We start from the raw sequence: 18,155 nt of genomic DNA, 5'->3' as shown, positions 1-18,155 counted from the left end.
CGGGCCCTCAGCCGGCCGCCCGGAGGTCGGGCGCCGGGGCCGAGGGGGCGGGGAGGCCGATGCTCGCGTCGTGGCCGCGGAAGTTGCGCAGCCACCACGCCCAGTCCGCCGGCACCAGGCCGAAGGGGTCCTCGTGGCCCAGCTCCCGCGCGGCCCAGACCGGCCAGTGCGGGTTCGACAGGGCGGGCCGGCCCAGGAAGGCCAGGTCGATGGCCCCGCTGGCGATCGCGGCCGCGGCGTTCTGCGGCACGCCGAGGTTCCAGCTCGTGGCGACGGGGATGTCCACCTCGCGCTTGATGCGGGCGGCCCGCTCGAGCATGAACCCCCTGTCACCGAGCGGGGGCTCGACCATGTCGTCGGTGTTGAAGCCGATGCTCACGTCGGCCAGGTCGAGCCCGTGCTCCTTCATCCAGCCGATCGCCTCGATGGAGTCCTCGAGCCGGATGCCGTCGGGGTGCAGGTCGTCGACCCCCAGACGCATGGTGAGCGGGTACTCCTCGGGCCAGACCTCGCGGACGGCGTCGAGGGCCTCGAGCAGGAAGCGCGCCCGGTTGCGCACGCTGCCGCCGTACTCGTCGGTGCGCTGGTTGGCCAGCGGGGAGAAGAAGCTCGCAGCCAGGTAGCCGTGGGCGAAGTGCATCTCCAGCCACTGGTAGCCGGCGTCGAGGGCGCGCCGCGCGGCGTCGGCGTAGCTGCGGTGCAGGTCGGCGATCTCGGCGACGGTGAGCGGGTGGACGGGGTAGGAGTGGTCGCCGCCGTAGGGGATCGCGTCGGGGGCCACACAGGTCCAGCCGTCGGGGTGGTCGGGCGGCAGCGCCTTCCACGAGCCCTGCTCGTTGACGCCCTTGTGGGGCGGCAGCTCGCTGCCCTTGCGTCCGGTGTGGCCCAGCTGGATCCCGGGCACCGCCCCCATCCGGCGGATCATCGCGGTGACCCGCGCGTGCCCCTCGACCTGCTCGTCGCTCCACAGGCCCGCGCACGACGTCGTGGTGCGGCCGTCGGGGGTGATGGCGACCTGCTCGGGGAAGACCAGCCCGAAGCCCCCGGCGGCCCGGGCGCCGAGGTACATCGTGTGGTAGTCGTCCATGCGGCCGTCGACGGAGTTGTACATCGTCATCGGTGACATCACGATGCGGTTGCGCAGCGTCACGCCCTTCAGTGCGTACGGCGAGAACAGGTCGGTCATGGGTGCCCCTCGGTCCGGCGGTCGGTGGACCTGCAGTCGACCACCCGTGCCGCCGCCCGGGTGTTTCGCCCGTGGCCGGCCCCCGTCACGTTTCCCTCACGGCCTCACGGCCTCACGGGCACAGCCCCCGGCCGGGGTCGCGCCCGGGGTGACGGGTGGGTCAGGGGCGCGGGCGGACGCCCGCGAGGTCGGGCTGGTCGCGCAGCCGGCGCAGCCCGCGGTGGCGGGCCACCCGCACCGCGACGGCGCTGATGCCGAGGGCCTGGGCCGTGGTGGCGACGTCGAGACCGACGACCTCGGTGCAGGCCACGACGTCGCGCTCGCGCGGCGGCAGCCGCTGGAGCACCTGCCGCGCCCAGTCGATCGCCACGCGCGACTCCTCGGGACCCTCGTGGTGGCTCGTCTCGGGCGGGGCCTCGGTGGGGGTGGTGCCGCGGCGGGCGCTGCGCCGGTGGAGGTTCAACCCGACCCGGCGCGCGATGCCGAAGAGCCAGCCGGCGAACTCCTCGTCGTCACCGTCGAACTCCGCGATCCGGCGCGCGGCCACCAGCCAGGCCTCCGCCGCGACGTCGTCGGCGCTGACGGCGGCGTCGCCGGTGGGGCGGGTGCCGAGCCACACCACGAGCCGCCCGGCGTGGGCGCGGTAGAGCGCACGCCAGGCCTCGGCGTCGCCCGTGCGGGCACGCCGGACGAGGTCGTCGGTGGGGGTCGTCACCCGAGCGGCCCCGCGTCGCCGACGGAGGCCCGCAGGGAGCCTCGGACGGAGGCACTGACCGAGGCACTGACCGAGGCGCTGGCCGAGGCGCCGATCGACGGCTTCCCGGTCGTCTTCCCACCCGGCGTGCGGCTCCCGGCTCCGGGAGTGATGTCGGAGGGCGTGGGGAGGTCGCTGGGCGTCGGCACCGACGAGCCGGGCACCGACGTGCCGGGGGACCCGCCCGATGACGTCGGCCCCGACGACTGCGGCGACCCGGCGCCGTCGTCCTGAGACTGAGACGGCGGCGCCGGGCTGCTCCCGCTCCCAGGTCCGGCCGGACCGCCTGGGCGCGTCGCCCCGCCGGTGGTCGGTGACGGGGACGGCGTGGTGCCGGGCGTGCCCGGGGCGCTCGGCGACGGGGACGGGCCGGGGTCCGGGTCGCCGAGGGGTGAGCCACCCGGGAGCGCTCCGGCGAGCCAGGCGGTCGCGGTGAGCACCGCGGCCGCCAGGGCGGTCACGACCGCGACCCGCCAGCCGCTGCGCGGCAGGTCGCTCGTGCCCGTCGCCCCGCTCTCCCGGGCGAGGAGGGCCAGCTGCTCCACGAACCAGTCCTCGGGCTCGAGGTCGGGCGCCGGGACCCGCAGGTCGCGTCGGTCCATCTCGCCTCCTCGGCTCGGGCTGGGTGGTGCGCCGGCACCCCCTACCTGTCACGGCGACGGGGCGGCGTTACACGGTGCGGTCCCCGAACCTAGATCGGTGGTGCGCTCCCGCGTTGGACGTCACTCCAAGGTGTTGACCATGAACTGGGCGGCGTGGGTGACGTACTCCCAGAACTGCGCGTCCTGCTCCGGGGTGAGGTCGACCGCGTCGAGCCCGGCGCGGAAGTGGGTCAGCCAGTGGTCGCGGGCCTCGGGGGTCACGGCGAAGGGCGCGTGGCGCATGCGCAGGCGCGGGTGACCTCGGGTGTCGGAGTAGGTGGTCGGGCCGCCCCAGTACTGCACGAGGAAGAGCAGGAAGCGCTCCTCCGCCGGCCCGAGGTCCTCCTCGGGGTAGAGCGGGCGCAGCACCTCGTCCTCGGCGACGCCCTCGTAGAACGTCGCCACGATGCGCCGCATCGTCTCGAGGCCGCCGATCTCGTCGTAGAACGTCACGGGACCATCTTCGCGCCTCGGGCCGGCGGGCGGCTCACTCGGGGGCCTGCTGGCCCGCCGCGGCCGCCTTCTGCTCCTCGCGGTGCCACACCACGCGCTGGGGGAAGGGGATCTCGATGCCCTCGTGGTCGAAGCGGGCCTTGATCCGCTGGCGCATCTCGCGGGCGATGGCCCACTGCTCTCCCGGGGCGGTCTTGAGCGCGACCCGCACCGAGATCCCGTCGATGCCGAGGTCCTGGACGCCCCAGACCGACGGCTCCTCGATCACGCGCCCCGTGAAGTCCTCGTCCTCCCACACGTCGTGGGCCACGTCCTCGAGCACGCGGCGGACCTTGACCAGGTCCTCCTGGTAGCCGACCTGGATGTCGAGCACCGTGCGCGCCCAGTTCTGGCTCATGTTGCCCACGCGCAGGATCTCGCCGTTGCGGACGTACCAGACGGTGCCGTTGATGTCGCGCAGTCGCGTGACCCGCAGGCTGACCGCCTCGACCACGCCCACGGCCTCGCCGAGGTCGACCTCGTCGCCCACGCCGTACTGGTCCTCGAAGATCATGAAGATGCCGGACAGGAAGTCCTTGACCAGCGACTGGGCGCCGAAGCCGATGGCGACGCCGAGGATCCCGGCGCTGGCGATGATGGGGGCGATGTTGACGCCGATCTCGCTCAGCATCATCGTGCCGACGACGGCGAGCACCAGCCCGGTGATGATCGACTTGAGCAGGCTGCCCATCGTCTTGGCCCGCTGCACCCGGCGCGTGCTCGCGGCCACGTCGGTGCGGGTGGGCGCGCCACCCGCCTTGCCGCCCCGGCCGTGGATGCGCGAGAGGCGCCCGACCCGGTCGGGCAGCACGCCGTCGGCGGCGCGCAGCACGATCCGGTCGACCGCGCGGTGGGCCAGCCAGCGGATCACCAGGCCGAGGACGAAGAGGCCGACCAGGGCCGAGGGCTTGCCGATGACGAGGTCGGAGATCCGGGCCAGGGTGTCGTTGTCGGTCTGGTCGAGCACGAAGTCGCAGACCTGTTGGCCTGCTTCGCAGGGGGACGTGGCAAGAGCGGACATGGCGCCCAGTAAACACACGCCACCGGGAGTCCTCGACCCGGCGGAGGGGGCTCGTCACCACCCCACCCACCCGTACGCCGTGCCTGCGGCCCGCGCCGCCGGCGGATGTGACCCAGTCGACCCGGTCCGCGTCCGGGTGGGCGTCGGCGAGCCGATATCCTCGTGGTGTGACGCATCACCTCGCCGCCCTGCTCCGTCGGTCCGCCGTGGTCGGCACGACCGCCCTCGTCGGTGTGCTCGGGGGCGTGGCCCTGGCCGGCCCGGCCTCCGCCGACGTGCCGGTCGGCTGGTCCGACCCCGACGCGGTCGACCCGCTGCACGCCATCCTCGTGCTCGGCGGCATCCCGCTCCTCATGCTGATCGCCCTCGTGGCGATGATCTACGTGCCGCCGCTGGTGCGGGGCGAGCGGATCGCCCCGGGGGCCCCGCCGGTGCAGAACCAGTGGATCGGCGGTCCTCGCAAGACCACCGCCGAGCTGGCCGCCCCCGACACCGACGAGTCGCAGGCCGGTGGCGCACGTGCCCGCTGGTGACCCGTTCTCCCACGCCGAGCGCGCGGCGCTCGACGAGGCCGTGCGTCGTGCCGAGGAGCTGAGCCGGGTCGAGTTCTCGGTCTTCGTCGGCAACGTCGAGGGCGAGTCGCGGGCCTTCGCCACGCGGCTGCACAACTCCCTGGTCGCCCCCTCGCGCAGCGTGCTGATCATGGTCGACCCGACGCTGCGCGTGCTGGAGATCGTCACCGGCGGCTACGTGCGCCGCACGCTGTCGGACAAGCAGGTCGAGCTGGTCGCGCTGCACATGCAGGCCGACTTCGCCACCGGCGACCTCGTGGGCGGTCTGCGCGCCGGCATCCGGATGCTCGCCGACTACGCCCGCCCGCAGAACACGCTGCACGCCGGCGCCTGAGCGCCGCTCCAGCACGGCTCGAGCACGGCTCGAGCAGCACCTGATCACGCAGAAGGCCCCCACCGCGACGCGGTGGGGGCCTTCTGCACGCTGGCCGGGGGTCAGCCCCGGGCGTCGCGCTCCTGGGCGGCGAGGGCGCGGGCGACGTCGGCGCGGCCCTCGGCGACGTAGCGCTTGGCGGCCGGGGGAGCCGGGGTGCGCGCGAGCCAGGCGTCGGCCCGGTCGAGCAGCTCCTGGCTGGCCAGCTGGCGGGGGAACATCGCCTCGAGCGCGGTCGACGCGCGCTTGTTGCCCAGGCGGTCCCACACGTCGTCGGCGGCGGCGAGGTAGCGCTCGACGTAGGGCGCGAGCACGTCGTCCTGGCCCGAGCGCTGGAACGACATGGCCACCGAGCGCTGCGTCTCGTTGGGGGTCTCGGTGGAGACCATCGCGACCTCCCAGGCCTCGGCCTTGGCCTCCGCGGTGGGCCGGGCGGCCCGGGCGGCGGCGGCGTGCTCCTGGCCCGAGATCGTGCGGTCCCGCTCGAGCTCGGCCTCGATGCGCTCCCCGGCGTTGCCGGAGGCGGCCAGCGAGGTGACCAGCGACCAGCGCAGGTCCTGGTCGACGGCGAGACCGTCGATCTCCAGGCCGCCGTCGAGCAGGGCCTCGACGTCACCGACGGCCTGCTCGGAGCGGGCCGCCGCGGCGTAGGAGCGGGCGAAGGTGAGCTGGGCGTCGCTGCCGGGCTCGGCGGCCAGCACCAGCTCGCGCAGGCCCGACTCCCAGCGCGAGCGCAGCTCGTCGCGGTGCTCGGGGGCGGAGAAGGTCGACACGGCCTGGGCGGCGTAGGTGGGGATCCGGCTGACGCCCCAGGCGTCGGTCTCGGCGCCGATGTTGGCCAGGACCAGGGTCACGAAGTCGCGCGCGGCCATCTCGGCGTCGCGGGTCATGTCCCAGGTCGCGCCCCACACCAGCGCACGGGCCAGGGAGTCGTCGAGCTTGGAGAGCCCGTCGACCACGGTGGCCAGGGAGCGCTCGTCGAGGCGGATCTTGGCGTAGGTGAGGTCGCCGTCGTTGAGCAGCAGCAGGTCGGGCTGGGTCTCGCCGACGAGCTCGGGGATCTCGGTGAGCTCGCCCTCCACGTCGACCTCGACGCTGCGGCGCAGCACCAGGCGACCGTCGCGGTCGTCGTAGAGGCCGATGCCGAGGCGGTGGCGGCGCAGGGTGGGCCAGTCGGGGTGGGCGCTCTGGCGCACGGCCAGGCGGGTGTAGGCGCCCTCGCCGTCGAGCGCGAACTCGGGGGTCAGCGTGTTGACGCCCGCAGTCTGCAGCCACTCCTTCGCCCAGCCCGCCAGCTCGCGGCCCGAGGCCTTCTCGAGCGCGGCGAGCAGGTCCTTGAACTCGGAGTTGCCGTAGGCGTGGTCCTTGAAGTACTGCCGCAGACCGGCCATGAAGTCGTCGAGCCCGACCCAGGCCACCAGCTGCTTGAGCACCGAGGCGCCCTTGGCGTAGGTGATCATGTCGAAGTTGACCTCGACGGCCTGCAGGTCGACGTTGTCGGCCGCGATCGGGTGGGTCGAGGGCATCTGGTCCTGGCGGTAGCCGGTCTGCTTGCGCGCGTTGGCGAAGCCGGTCCAGGAGTCGGTGTACTCGGTGGCCTCGACCTCGGCGTGGTAGCAGGCCCACTCCGCGAAGGACTCGTTGAGCCAGAGGTCGTCCCACCACTTCATGGTCACGAGGTCGCCGAACCACATGTGGGCCATCTCGTGCAGGATCACCGAGCAGCGGAACTCGTAGAACGAGCGCGGCTGGCGGCTGCGGGGGAGGTACTCGTCGCGCAGCGTCACGCAGCCGGCGTTCTCCATCGCGCCCATGTTGTACTCCGGCACGTAGAGCTGGTCGTACTTGCCGAAGGGGTAGGGGAAGTCGAAGGCCTCCTCGAAGAACTCGAAGCCCTGCTTGGTCAGCTTCACCAGCTCCTCGCGGTCGAGGTGCTCGACCAGCGACTGGCGGCAGTAGTGGCCCAGCGGGATGTCGCCGTGCTTGCCCTGGTAGACGTCCTGGACCTCGTGGTACTCACCGGCCACGAGCGCGGTGATGTAGGTGGACATGCGCTTGGTGGGCTCGAACTCCCAGCGCGCCGTGCCGTCGCCGAGGGCGGTGGGGGCGGGCGTGGGGGAGTTGGAGACGACCTTCCACTGCTCGGGAGCGCGCACGACGAAGGTGAAGACCGACTTCAGGTCGGGCTGCTCGAAGGTCGTGAAGACCCGGCGGGCGTCGGGCACCTCGAACTGCGAGTAGAGGTAGACCCGGTCGTCGACGGGGTCGACGAAGCGGTGCAGGCCCTCGCCGGTGCGCGAGTAGGTGCAGTCGGCCACCACCACGAGGGTGTTGGTCGCCGCCAGCCCGCTGAGCGCGATGCGGCTGTCGGCGTAGGCCGTCGCGGGGTCGAGCGACTCGCCGTTGAGCGTGATGCTGTGCACCGTCGCGTCGACGAGGTCGGCGAAGGTCTCGGCACCGGGCTCGGAGCAGGTGAACTCGATCGTGGTGGTGGAGGCGAAGGTGGTCTCGCTCGTCGTGAGGTCCAGGTCGACGGAGTACGACGAGACGTCCAGGAGGGCGGCGCGGGTGGCGGCCTCGTCCCGGGTCAGGTTGGTTCCAGGCATGCGCTGCATCCTGCCACCGGCGCGCGGGGTGACGTGCATCGCACCGTGCCGCAGGGTGCTCCACCACGACGCGGGAGGGGCCTGAGAGGCCGCCGGGACGCGTGGGACGAATGTGAAAATTTGTGACGTACCGGCGTGTCGGTGCTTGACGTGGTGTTACATAGCGCCCCGTGACTCGGCTGCTGCACCACTTCCGACCCGTCCTCGTGGGGTTCGTCGCGCTCGCGGCGGCCCTGGTCGTGCTCCCTGCGGTCTCGGTGCCACCGGCCGCGGCGGCCTCGACGTACCTGTGCACCGGCTACGCCGCGTGCAAGGACGCCGGCTACTCCCACCACGGCTACCGCACCGAGGGCAAGAAGATGTGGTGGCAGATGTACTCCGGCCACAACTGCACCAACTACGTCGCCTACCGGATGGTGCAGGCCGGCATGTCGACCACACGGCCGTGGGTCGGCGGCGGCAACGCGGAGTACTGGGGCGAGCACCTCGCCGGGCGCACCGACCAGACCCCGATGGTCGGCGCCGTGGCGTGGTGGAAGGCCGACGTGCCCGGGGCCGGGTCGGCCGGCCACGTGGCCTACGTCGAGCGGGTCATCTCCGCCACCGAGATCGTCATCTCCGAGGACAGCTGGGGCGGCGACTTCCACTGGCGTCGCATGACCAAGGGCACCGGGTGGCCCTCGGGCTTCATCCACCTGGCCGACAAGGCCGTGGAGACCACCACCCCCGTCGACACCGAGGGGGCTGCACGGGTGGGGGAGCGGCTCACCGCCCGGACCGGCACGTGGAAGCCCGCGGCGTCGGTGGCCGTGCAGTGGCTCCGCGACGGCAAGGCGATCGCCGGGGCCACCTCGCGCACCTTCACCCCGACCCCCGCGGTGCTGGGCCACCGGCTCAGCGTGCGCGTGACCGCGAAGAAGCGCGGCTACAAGACCGGTGTCGTGCGGTCGGGGTCGACGATGAAGGTGCGCCGCGGCATCCTCGCCAACCCCTCCGCGCCCGACCTGGCGGGCACGCCGCGGGTCGGGGAGACCCTGGCCGCGGTGCGCGGGTCCTTCTCCCCGCGCCCCGACGCCACGACCGTGCAGTGGTACGCCGACGGCAAGCCGCTCGCCGACGCCACCACCGGGCGCCTCGAGCTGCGCCCCGGCCTGGTCGGTCGCACGGTCACCGCCAAGGTGCGGGCCGTGCGCGAGGGCTACCGCCCGCTGGTGGTGGCCGCCGACCCGACCACGGTGCAGCGCGGCCGGATCGGGACCGACGGGACCTTCGCGGTCACCGGCACCACGCGGGTCGGCGAGCGGCTGCGCGTGGAGCGCGGCGCCACCACCCCGCGCGACGCCGACGTCACCTACACCTGGGTGCGCGACGGCCGCCCGATCGACGGCGGCAAGGGCGCGTCGTACGCCGTGCGTGCGGCCGACGCCGGGGCCACCCTGGCGGTCCGTGCCCGGATCACCCGCCCCGGCTACGAGCCGCGCACCCTGACCCTGCCGGCGCCCGCGCGCATCACCACCCGACCCGGGGTCGACGTCGACCCGGTCGGTGGCCCGCGCCGCGCGGTCGTCGCGGTGCGCGTGGCCGCCCCGGGCGTGCCCCGGCCCGGCGGGCGGGTGACGGTGAGGATCGGCACCCACGAGGAGTCGGCGCGGCTGGTCGCCGGGCGGGCCAGGCTGGTGCTGACGGGGCTCGGCGCGGGGCGCAAGCGGGTCCGTGTCCTCTACTCCGGCACGCCCGTCGTCGAGGCGCGCCGCGTGGTCGACGCCGTGCGGGTCACGCGCTGAGCCCGCTGAGCCCGCTGCGGCCGCGCGCGGCCGCAGCGCGGCGGAATGTTTCGGGCGCCCGGCGCCTTGGCCCGTCATGACCACCAAGGCTGACTTCTGGTTCGACCCGCTGTGCCCCTTCGCCTGGATCACCTCGCGCTGGATCCTGGAGGTGGAGCAGGTGCGCGACATCGAGGTGACCTGGCGCGTGATGAGCCTGGGCTACCTCAACCAGGACAAGGACATCCCCGCGGAGTACCGCGAGGCCCTCAAGGACGCCTGGGGCCCGGTCCGCGTCGTGACGGCGGTGGAGCAGGCGCACGGTCGCGAGCAGTTGCTGCCCCTCTACACCGCGATGGGCACCCGGATCCACAACGAGGGGCGCGGCGTCAGCAAGGAGGTCGTCTCCGAGGCCCTGGCCGAGGTCGGGCTGCCGGCCGAGCTGGTCGAGGCCTTCGACGACGCCGGCTACGACGAGGCGGTCAAGGCCTCGCACCACCTGGGCATGGACCAGGTCGGCGACGAGGTCGGCACGCCGACCATCGCGATCGAGGGCGCGGCCTTCTTCGGGCCCGTCCTGTCGTCGATCCCGCGCGGCGACGAGGCCGGGAAGATCTGGGACGGCGCCGTCGCGATGGCGTCCTACCCCTTCTTCTTCGAGCTGAAGCGCTCGCGGACGGCGGAGCTCGACTTCAGCTGATCGTCCGGCGGGTCGTTGGGCCTGTCGGCTCGACCTGTGGTGCGCGTGTGACGCATGATGTTTCGTGATGTCTCACGCTGATGCAGGTCGACGCAAGCTGCTCATCGCCGCCGGAGCGGGGGTGGTGGCCGTGCCGGCCATCGCCGCCCTCGCCCGCTGGGGCCCCGGCCAGGAGCCGACCACCCCAGACGGACGGCTCATGCTCTCGGCCGACGACGGCTCCGACGTCGGCGAGCTCGAGGTCGCCCTCGACGACCGCCGGCTCCGCCCGGTCGACGCCTCGGGGCGCGTCGTGCAGGACGACGGCGGTGGCGGTGCTCCCTCGGGACGCCGCGTCGCCGGCGCCGAGACCTGGAGCACCGGCCCGCTGGAGACCACGTCGTTCGCGATGCTGGGCCTCACCTGGCGCGGCAGCGACCCGGTGCTGCGGGTGCGGACCCGCAGCGGTGGTGCCTGGGCCCCCTGGCGCTCGACCCCCGCGCTGGCCGACGGCCCCGACGCCGGCGTCGAGGGCGACAGCTCGCTGCGCGCCACCGACGTGACCTGGGTCGGCCGTTGCGACGGGGTCGAGGTGGCCGTCGACGGCCCCCGCCCCGAGGACCTGCGCCTGGTGCTGCTGGACCCCGCCGGTCGCCCGACCGACGCCACCGTCGTGCCCGACGAGCCGCCCACGACCGCCTCCGGCGGGTCCTCCGGCGCCTCCACCGTCTCCGCGACCGTCTCGTCGACCGTCTCCGCGCGGGCCGACGACGCCACCGACGACGCCGCCGACGACGCGGGCGTGGTGCCCGCGGCGAGCACGGCCACGCTGTGGCCCAAGCTCTACTCGCGCAAGACCTGGGGCGCCGACGAGTCCTGGCGCAGCGGCACGCCGACGCGCAACGCCACGCTCCAGCAGGTGCACGTGCACCACACCGTCAACGCCAACGACTACTCCAAGGCCGAGACCCCGGCCCTGCTGCGCGGCATGTACCGCTACCACACCAAGTCGCTGGGCTGGTCCGACATCGGCTACAACTTCCTGGTCGACCGCTTCGGCCGGATCTGGGTCGGCCGTGCCGGCGGCCCGGGCCGCAACGTGCGCGGGGCGCACACCCTGGGCTTCAACGACACCTCCACCGGCGTCTCGGTCATCGGCAACTTCGAGACCGCGCGGCCCTCCAAGGCGGTCGTCTTCGCCGTCACGCGGGTCGCGGCCTGGAAGCTGGAGATGCACGGACGCAAGCCCGCGGGCACCGCCACGGTGCGCTCCACCGGCAGCGACCGCTACTCCGCGGGCGCCACGGTGAAGCTCCCGGTGATCGACGGCCACCGCGACACCAACGACACCGCCTGCCCCGGCTCGCTCCTCTACGCCCAGCTGCCGCTCATCCGCAAGCGCACCCGCAAGCGGATCGCGCGCTTCAAGGACGGCACCCTCGGGGCCTGACCCCGGCCCCGGGCCGGGTGCTCCCTAGGATCACCCCATGAGCACCGTGCTGTCCGCAGTCGCCTGGCCCTACGCCAACGGCCCCCGCCACATCGGCCACGTCGCCGGGTTCGGCGTGCCCTCCGACGTCTTCTCCCGCTACATGCGGATGGCCGGCCACGACGTGCTCATGGTCTCCGGCACCGACGAGCACGGCACCCCGATCCTCATCGCCGCCGACGAGGCCGGGGTGAGCCCCCAGGAGCTCGCCGACCGCAACCACCGCGTGATCGCCGAGGACCTCTGCGCCCTCGGCGTCAGCTACGACCTCTACACCCGCACCAGCACCCGCAACCACCACGCGGTGGTGCAGGAGCTCTTCCTCGGCGTGCACGCCAACGGCTACTTCGTCGAGCAGACCACCTACGGCGCCATCTCGCAGTCCACCGGCCGCACGCTGCCCGACCGCTACATCGAGGGCACCTGCCCCATCTGCGGCGCCGGCGGGGCCCGCGGCGACCAGTGCGACACCTGCGGCAACCAGCTCGACCCCCACGACCTCGTCGACCCGCGCTCGAAGATCAACGGCGAGACCCCGGAGTTCGTGGAGACCCAGCACTTCTTCCTCGACCTGCCGGCCCTGGCCGAGGCCCTGGGGGAGTGGCTCGACGGCCGCGAGGCCACGGGCCTGTGGCGGCCCAACGTCATCCGCTTCAGCCAGAACATCCTCAAGGAGATCCGCCCCCGCGCCATGACGCGCGACATCGACTGGGGCATCGCGGTGCCCCTCGAGGGCTGGCGCGACAACCCCACCAAGAAGCTCTACGTGTGGTTCGACGCCGTCATCGGCTACCTCTCGGCCTCGATCGAGTGGGCGCGGCGCACCGGCGACCCGGAGGCCTGGCGCCGCTGGTGGAACGACCCGGAGGCGCTGTCGTACTACTTCATGGGCAAGGACAACATCACCTTCCACAGCCAGATCTGGCCCGCCGAGCTGCTGGCCTACTCCGGCAAGGGGAGCAGGGGCGGCGAGCCGCGCGAGTACGGCGAGCTCAACCTGCCCACCGAGGTGGTGAGCTCGGAGTTCCTCACCATGGAGGGCCGCAAGTTCTCCTCCTCCCAGCGCGTGGTCATCTACGTGCGCGACCTGCTCAGCCGCTACCAGCCCGACGCCTTCCGCTACTTCGTCGCCGCCGCGGGGCCGGAGAACCAGGACTCCGACTTCACCTGGTCGGAGTTCGTGCGCCGCACCAACGACGAGCTCGTCGCCGGGTGGGGCAACCTCGTCAACCGCACCGCCACCCTCATCGCGAAGAACTTCGGCGAGCTGCCCGCGGCCGGGGCCCTGGAGCCGGCCGACCAGCGCCTGCTCGACTCGGTGGAGGCCGCCTTCGGCGTCGTGGGCGACCTCATCGGCCGGCACCGCCAGAAGCAGGCCATCGGCGAGGCGATGCGCACCGTGGCCGAGGTCAACAAGTACGTCTCCGACACCGAGCCGTGGAAGCTGAAGGGCGAGGAGCAGCGCGAGCGCCTCGCCACCGTGCTCCACGTCGTGGCGCAGTGCGTGGCCGACCTCAACCTCGTGCTCGCCCCCTTCCTGCCGTTCTCGGCCAACGAGGTCGACAAGGCCCTCGGCGGCGCCGGCACCGTGGCCCCGATGCCGCGCCTGGAGGAGGCCGAGGACCTCGACGGAGGCGCGGGCTACCCCGTGCTCACCGGCGACTACACCGGCGTGCCGACCTGGCGGCGCCACCCGATCGCGGTCGGCACACCGGTGGCCAAGCCCTCGCCGATCTTCACCAAGCTCGACCCGTCGGTGGTCGACGAGGAGCTCGGGCGCCTCGCGCAGGCGTGAGCCGCTAGGTTTCCGGGCATGACCGCGGGCATGTACCTCCCCACCTTCTTCGTGAAGCAGAAGTTCGCCATGACGACGAACCGCTACGAGCTCTACGCCGCCGGCCCCGACGGCTCCTTCGGGCAGCTGATGGGGCTGGCGGAGCAGAAGCGGATGGCCTTCAAGGAGGAGGTCACCTTCTACGAGGACGCCTCGAAGTCGCGGGCGGTCTTCAGCTTCAAGGCGCGCAAGCGCATCGACCTCGGCTCGGGCTACGACATCGTCGACGAGGCCCGCCAGCCGCTCGGCTTCTTCAAGAAGGACTTCGGCGCCAGCCTGATGCGCTCCACCTTCCAGATCGAGGGCCCGGGCTACGCCGGCACGGGCCAGGAGCGCAGCCAGGCCATCGCGCTCATCCGCCGCTTCACCGACATCCCCTTCCTGCCGATCCACTTCGACTTCACCACCGCCGACGGCCAGCCGCTGCTGGGCGTGGAGCGCCAGGGCTCGGTGCGCGACAAGTACACCGTGCACGTGCCCGACCAGCGCGTCGACTTCCGGGTCGCCGCGGCCGTCGCCGTGGGCCTCGACGCCCTGATGCAGCGGTAGGTCCCGCGGTGGTGCTCTTCCCGCAGGCGCGGCGCGCCGTCGAGGCCGCCGCCGGTCAGCCGCGCGTCTTCGAGGCCGGCTTCGACGTCGCTGCCGCCCGGCTCGAGGCCCGCCGTCTGGCCGCCGCCCAGCCGCGCGAGGACGTCGCCGAGGTGCTCGACGTCGACGCCGGCGGCGTGCCCTGCCGGCTCTACCGACCCGCCGGGGCCCGCCCGGGCGTCGTGGTGCACGTGCACGGGGGCGGCTTCGTGATGCACGACGTCGACGTCCACGACGCGGTGGCCCGCCGCCTGGCCGACCGGTCGCGCACCGCGGTGCTCAGCGTCGACTACCGCCGACCGCCGGAGCACCCCTTCCCCGCGGCGCCCGACGACGTCAGCACCGCGCTGGCGTGGCTCGAGGAGCAGGCCGCGCGGCCCGGCGACCCGCTGGGGGTCGCGGGCCCGACGTACGGCCACGGCGACAGCGCCGGCGCCAACCTCGCCCTCGTCGCGGCGCTGCGCCACCCGGGACGCTTCACGGCCCTGGCGCTGATCTACCCCTTCCTCGACCCGACCGCGTCCTTCGACAGCTACGCCACGGCCGCCGACGGCTTCGACCCCCGCGAGGCGGCCTGGTACTGGGAGCAGTACGCCGCGACCCCGGCCGACCTGGAGCACCCCGACCTCGCACCGCTGCGCTCCGAGGGCCTCGGCGCCCTGCCGCCGACGCTGGTGGTCACCGCCGAGCACGACCCGCTGCGCGACGAGGGCGAGGAGCTGGCCCGCCGGCTGGCCGCCGAGGGCGTGGCGGTCGTCGCCACGCGCTACCTCGGGCAGGTCCACGGCTTCTGGCGCCACGTCGACGTCTTCGACGCCGCCGAGCCGCTGATGCGCCAGGTGGCCGCCTTCCTCGACCAGCACCGCCCCGACCAGCACCGCCCCGACCAGCACCGCTAGCCCGGCGACGGGGCCGGCAGCCGCTCTGGGAGGATGCGGCCCATGCGCGTGCACCTCGGCTCCGACCATGCCGGCCTCGACCTCAAGGACCACCTCGTCGCGTGGCTGCGCGACCACGGCTACGAGCCGGTCGACCACGGCCCCTTCGTCCACGACGCCCTCGACGACTACCCCGTCTTCTGCCTCCGCGCCGCCGAGGGCGTCGCGGCCGACCGCGAGCGCGGCCTCGACAGCCTCGGCGTCGTCGTCGGCGGCTCCGGCAACGGCGAGCAGATGGCCGCCAACAAGGTGCTGGGCATCCGCTGCGCGCTGGTGTGGTCGGAGGAGACCGCCCGGCTCGCGCGCGAGCACAACGACGCCCAGGTCGTCTCGGTCGGCGGGCGGATGCACACCCTGGAGGAGATGACCCGCTTCGTGGAGGTCTTCCTCGCCGAGCCGTTCAGCGGCGACGAGCGCCACGTGCGCCGCATCGGTCAGCTCGGCTCCTACGAGCAGACCCGCGAGCTGCCCCCGCTGCCGGAGTCGGCGCAGGGCCTCGGCCCCTCCGATGCCGCGCACTGATGCCTGAGGGCCACACCCTCCACCGCCTGGCGGCCGACCTCGGCGCGGCCTTCGCCGGGCGCGTGGTCGCGGTGGGCAGCCCCCAGGGGCGCTTCGCCGACTCGGCCACCCTGCTCGATGGCCGGGTGCTCGCGGGCGCGGAGTCGTGGGGCAAGCACCTCTTCGTCGCCTTCCCCGGCGAGGTCTTCGTCCACGTCCACCTCGGGCTCTACGGCACCTTCGCCGTGCACCCCGACGTCGCCGACGTGCCCGACCCCGTGGGCCAGGTGCGCCTGCGCCTGGTGGCCGACGACGCGCGCGGCGCGGCGTACGCCGACCTGCGCGGGGCCACGACGTGCGAGCTGCTGACGCGGGCCGGGCGCGACGCGGTCGTGGAGCGCTCGGGGCCCGACCCGCTGCGCCCCGACGCCGACCCCGACCGCGCCTGGCAGCGGATCCGCCGCAGCAGGGCCCCCATCGGCGGCCTGCTCATGGACCAGACGGTGCTCGCCGGCGTGGGCAACGTCTACCGCGCCGAGATCCTCTTCCGCCACCGCATCGACCCGCTGCGGCCCGGCAGCACCCTGCGGGTGGGGCAGTGGCAGGCGATGTGGGACGACCTCGTCGTGCTCATGGCCGAGGGCGTGCGCACCGGTCGCATCGACACCGTGCGACCCGAGCACACCCCCGAGGCGATGGGGCGTCCCGCCCGCGTGGACGACCACGGGGGAGAGGTCTACGTCTACCGCCGTCACGGCCAGGACTGCCTGGTGTGCGGGGCGCGGGTGAGGACCACCGAGCTGGCCGGTCGCAACCTGTTCTGGTGCCCGGGGTGCCAGCGACGGTTCCGCTCACGCGCGGCCGCGGCGGGCTAGCGGCGGGCGAACGGCGGTTGGGGCGTGGCGGGCGCGGTGTGGCACGATGTGGCCCGGTCCGACGGCGCTCCACCCTGCCCAGCAGAGGGCGTCACGGCCACGCGGATGTAGCTCAATGGTAGAGCCTCAGTCTTCCAAACTGATTACGCGGGTTCGATTCCCGTCATCCGCTCTCAGGGAGCGTCACGGTCCGCCGGGGCGCCTCTTGGCGGGGCGTAGCGTAGTGGCTAGCGCGCCTGCTTTGGGAGCAGGAGATCGCAGGTTCGAGTCCTGTCGCCCCGACGACAGCCACACCCCTCACCGTCCGGTGAGCAGACCCCCGATTGATAGAGGAGACACCCTGTGAAGAGCGCCGTCGAGACCTTGAGCCCGACCCGGGCCAAGCTGACCGTCGAGGTGCCCTTCGAGGAGCTCAAGCCGAGCCTCGACGCGGCGTACAAGCAGATCGCCCAGCAGATCAACGTCCCCGGCTTCCGCCGCGGCAAGGTCCCGCCGATGGTCATCGACCGTCAGGTCGGCCGTGGCGCGGTGCTCGACCAGGCCATCAACGACGCCCTGCCGAAGAAGTACGTCGAGGCGCTGCAGGAGAACTCCCTCGAGCCGCTGGCCCAGCCCGAGATCGAGGTGACCCGCCTCGAGGACAACGAGCTGGTGGAGTTCACCGCCGAGGTCGACATCAAGCCCGCCATCGACCTGCCGGCCTACGAGGGCCTCGAGGCCGAGGTCGACGACGTCGAGGTCAGCGACGAGGACGTCGAGGAGCAGGTGACCGCCCTGCGCGAGCGCTTCGGCACCCTCAGCGACGTCGAGCGCCCGGCCGCCGACGGCGACTTCGTGGTCATCGACCTCAAGGCGACCAAGGACGGCGAGGTGCTCGAGGGCGCCGAGGTGTCCGGCATGTCCTACCAGGTCGGTCGCGGCGGCATGCTCGAGGGCCTCGACGAGGCGCTCACCGGCATGTCGGCCGGCGAGGACAAGACCTTCTCCTCCCAGCTCGTCGGCGGCGACCTCGTCGGCGAGGAGGTCGAGGTCGCGGTGACCGTGACCCAGGTGCAGGAGCAGGAGCTCCCCGAGCTCGACGACGACTTCGCCCAGGAGGCCTCGGAGTTCGACACCGCCGAGGAGCTCACCGCCGACGTGCGCGAGCGGCTCGGCCGCGGCAAGCGCCTCGAGCAGGCCGCCGCCGCCCGCGACGCCGTGCTGGAGGCCCTGCTGGAGAAGGTCGAGGTGCCGCTGCCCGACAGCCTGGTCGCCGACGAGCTCACCGCGCGCCGGCAGAACATCGAGCAGCAGCTCGCGATGGCCGGCATCACCATGGCCTCCTACCTCGAGGACGAGGAGCAGACCCAGGAGGAGTTCGAGGCCGAGCTCGAGCGCCGCGTGCGCGACGCCGTCGCCGCGCAGTTCCTGCTCGACGAGATCGCCAAGAAGGAGGAGCTCGGGGTCAACCAGGAGGAGCTCTCCCAGCACCTCGTGCGCCGCGCCCAGCAGTCCGGCCAGGACCCGCAGGAGTTCGCGAACCACATGTTCCAGCACAACCACATCCCCGACCTGGTCCAGGAGATCCTGCGCGGCAAGGCGCTCGCGACCCTGGTCGAGTCGGCCGTGGTGAAGGACGCCTCCGGCAACACCGTCGAGCTGAAGAACCTGCGCCCCGACGGCACCATCGGTGAGCCCGAGGCCGAGGTCGAGGCCACCGACGAGGCCAACGACGAGGCCCCCGAGGTCACCGAGGCCGACGCGGAGAAGTCCGAGGCCTGAGGCCGACGCCGTCGCCCGGCGACGGCACCACCCGCTGCACCCCGAGAGCCCGCCGGTCGCGACCGGCGGGCTCTCGGCGTAC

General features: G+C 73.2%; 16 protein-coding genes and 2 tRNA genes. 13 read left to right on the top strand and 5 right to left on the bottom strand.

Translation table 11 applies throughout. The features are described 5' to 3' along the window. Positions 1-7: 7 nt before the first annotated feature. The 4 genes from M3673_RS12625 to M3673_RS12610 all read right to left on the bottom strand — a co-directional run bounded on the left by M3673_RS12625 (position 8) and on the right by M3673_RS12610 (position 4,094). Positions 8-1,186 (bottom strand): hypothetical protein, encoded by a 1,179-nt coding sequence (locus M3673_RS12625; protein WP_251534149.1) that lies wholly within the window; start codon positions 1,184-1,186, stop codon positions 8-10. Positions 1,187-1,346: 160 nt separating this feature from the next. Further along, positions 1,347-1,901, bottom strand: coding sequence for an RNA polymerase sigma factor (locus M3673_RS19670; RefSeq protein WP_056903599.1), 555 nt, complete (start codon positions 1,899-1,901; stop codon positions 1,347-1,349). Positions 1,902-2,662: 761 nt separating this feature from the next. After that, positions 2,663-3,034 (bottom strand): globin, encoded by a 372-nt coding sequence (locus M3673_RS12615; RefSeq protein WP_156697838.1) that lies wholly within the window; start codon positions 3,032-3,034, stop codon positions 2,663-2,665. Positions 3,035-3,068: 34 nt separating this feature from the next. Then, on the bottom strand, positions 3,069-4,094 hold the full coding sequence (locus M3673_RS12610; protein ID WP_251534147.1) for a mechanosensitive ion channel family protein: 1,026 nt from the start codon (positions 4,092-4,094) through the stop codon (positions 3,069-3,071). Between the two features lie 167 nt (positions 4,095-4,261). Here M3673_RS12610 and M3673_RS12605 point away from each other — a divergent pair, with 167 nt between their 5' ends. Next, the gene (locus M3673_RS12605; RefSeq protein WP_056863732.1) at positions 4,262-4,627 is read left to right on the top strand and encodes a hypothetical protein; all 366 of its coding nucleotides are present in this window, start codon (positions 4,262-4,264) and stop codon (positions 4,625-4,627) included. After that, complete coding sequence (locus M3673_RS12600; protein WP_056864551.1) at positions 4,614-5,000, top strand: DUF5130 family protein; 387 nt, start codon at positions 4,614-4,616, stop codon at positions 4,998-5,000. The genes M3673_RS12605 and M3673_RS12600 overlap by 14 nt, the downstream gene beginning before the upstream one ends. Positions 5,001-5,101: 101 nt before the next feature. Here M3673_RS12600 and pepN read toward each other — a convergent pair whose 3' ends face one another. Then, on the bottom strand, positions 5,102-7,645 hold the full coding sequence (gene pepN, locus M3673_RS12595; protein WP_251534146.1) for an aminopeptidase N: 2,544 nt from the start codon (positions 7,643-7,645) through the stop codon (positions 5,102-5,104). A 170-nt stretch (positions 7,646-7,815) separates the two neighbouring features. Between pepN and M3673_RS12590 the strand changes: the two genes are divergently transcribed. From M3673_RS12590 to tig, 11 genes are all read left to right on the top strand, one after another. Continuing rightward, positions 7,816-9,429: a CHAP domain-containing protein gene (locus M3673_RS12590; RefSeq protein WP_251534142.1), complete on the top strand. Its 1,614-nt coding sequence runs from the start codon at positions 7,816-7,818 to the stop codon at positions 9,427-9,429. Positions 9,430-9,505: 76 nt separating this feature from the next. After that, positions 9,506-10,108, top strand: coding sequence for a DsbA family protein (locus M3673_RS12585; RefSeq protein ID WP_251534136.1), 603 nt, complete (start codon positions 9,506-9,508; stop codon positions 10,106-10,108). Positions 10,109-10,175: 67 nt separating this feature from the next. After that, the gene (locus M3673_RS12580; protein ID WP_251534125.1) at positions 10,176-11,537 is read left to right on the top strand and encodes an N-acetylmuramoyl-L-alanine amidase; all 1,362 of its coding nucleotides are present in this window, start codon (positions 10,176-10,178) and stop codon (positions 11,535-11,537) included. A gap of 37 nt (positions 11,538-11,574) precedes the next feature. Further along, positions 11,575-13,371, top strand: coding sequence for a methionine--tRNA ligase (gene metG / locus M3673_RS12575; protein WP_251534118.1), 1,797 nt, complete (start codon positions 11,575-11,577; stop codon positions 13,369-13,371). A gap of 18 nt (positions 13,372-13,389) precedes the next feature. Further along, entirely contained in the window at positions 13,390-13,959 is a 570-nt protein-coding gene (locus M3673_RS12570; RefSeq protein WP_056863738.1) for a hypothetical protein, read from the top strand. 8 nt (positions 13,960-13,967) lie between these two features. After that, entirely contained in the window at positions 13,968-14,897 is a 930-nt protein-coding gene (locus M3673_RS12565; protein WP_251534113.1) for an alpha/beta hydrolase, read from the top strand. Positions 14,898-14,939: 42 nt separating this feature from the next. After that, complete coding sequence (locus M3673_RS12560; RefSeq protein ID WP_251534111.1) at positions 14,940-15,458, top strand: ribose-5-phosphate isomerase; 519 nt, start codon at positions 14,940-14,942, stop codon at positions 15,456-15,458. Next, positions 15,458-16,312: an Fpg/Nei family DNA glycosylase gene (locus tag M3673_RS12555; RefSeq protein WP_251534105.1), complete on the top strand. Its 855-nt coding sequence runs from the start codon at positions 15,458-15,460 to the stop codon at positions 16,310-16,312. Before M3673_RS12560 ends, M3673_RS12555 begins: the two co-directional genes overlap by 1 nt. A 101-nt stretch (positions 16,313-16,413) precedes the next feature. Continuing rightward, positions 16,414-16,484, top strand: a tRNA-Gly gene (locus tag M3673_RS12550). Positions 16,485-16,521: 37 nt separating this feature from the next. Continuing rightward, positions 16,522-16,594 (top strand) — tRNA-Pro (locus M3673_RS12545). Between the two features lie 60 nt (positions 16,595-16,654). Beyond that, the gene (gene tig, locus M3673_RS12540; RefSeq protein ID WP_251534103.1) at positions 16,655-18,073 is read left to right on the top strand and encodes a trigger factor; all 1,419 of its coding nucleotides are present in this window, start codon (positions 16,655-16,657) and stop codon (positions 18,071-18,073) included. Positions 18,074-18,155: the final 82 nt, after the last annotated feature.

Source organism: Nocardioides sp. P86, from assembly GCF_023712465.1.
In the GTDB taxonomy this organism is placed as follows: Bacteria; Actinomycetota; Actinomycetes; order Propionibacteriales; family Nocardioidaceae; genus Nocardioides; species Nocardioides kribbensis.
The sequence above is the reverse complement of the archived record's forward strand: the minus strand, read 5'-3'. Positions and strand labels throughout refer to the sequence as shown.

Coding starts and splice junctions, on each gene's coding strand:
- M3673_RS12625 (WP_251534149.1), bottom strand. CDS start 1,186: ATGACCGACCTGTTCTCGCCGTACGCACTGAAGGGCGTGACGCTGCGC.
- M3673_RS12610 (WP_251534147.1), bottom strand. CDS start 4,094: ATGTCCGCTCTTGCCACGTCCCCCTGCGAAGCAGGCCAACAGGTCTGC.
- pepN (WP_251534146.1), bottom strand. CDS start 7,645: ATGCCTGGAACCAACCTGACCCGGGACGAGGCCGCCACCCGCGCCGCC.
- M3673_RS12585 (WP_251534136.1), top strand. CDS start 9,506: ATGACCACCAAGGCTGACTTCTGGTTCGACCCGCTGTGCCCCTTCGCC.
- M3673_RS12580 (WP_251534125.1), top strand. CDS start 10,176: ATGTCTCACGCTGATGCAGGTCGACGCAAGCTGCTCATCGCCGCCGGA.
- metG (WP_251534118.1), top strand. CDS start 11,575: ATGAGCACCGTGCTGTCCGCAGTCGCCTGGCCCTACGCCAACGGCCCC.
- M3673_RS12570 (WP_056863738.1), top strand. CDS start 13,390: ATGACCGCGGGCATGTACCTCCCCACCTTCTTCGTGAAGCAGAAGTTC.
- M3673_RS12560 (WP_251534111.1), top strand. CDS start 14,940: ATGCGCGTGCACCTCGGCTCCGACCATGCCGGCCTCGACCTCAAGGAC.
- M3673_RS12555 (WP_251534105.1), top strand. CDS start 15,458: ATGCCTGAGGGCCACACCCTCCACCGCCTGGCGGCCGACCTCGGCGCG.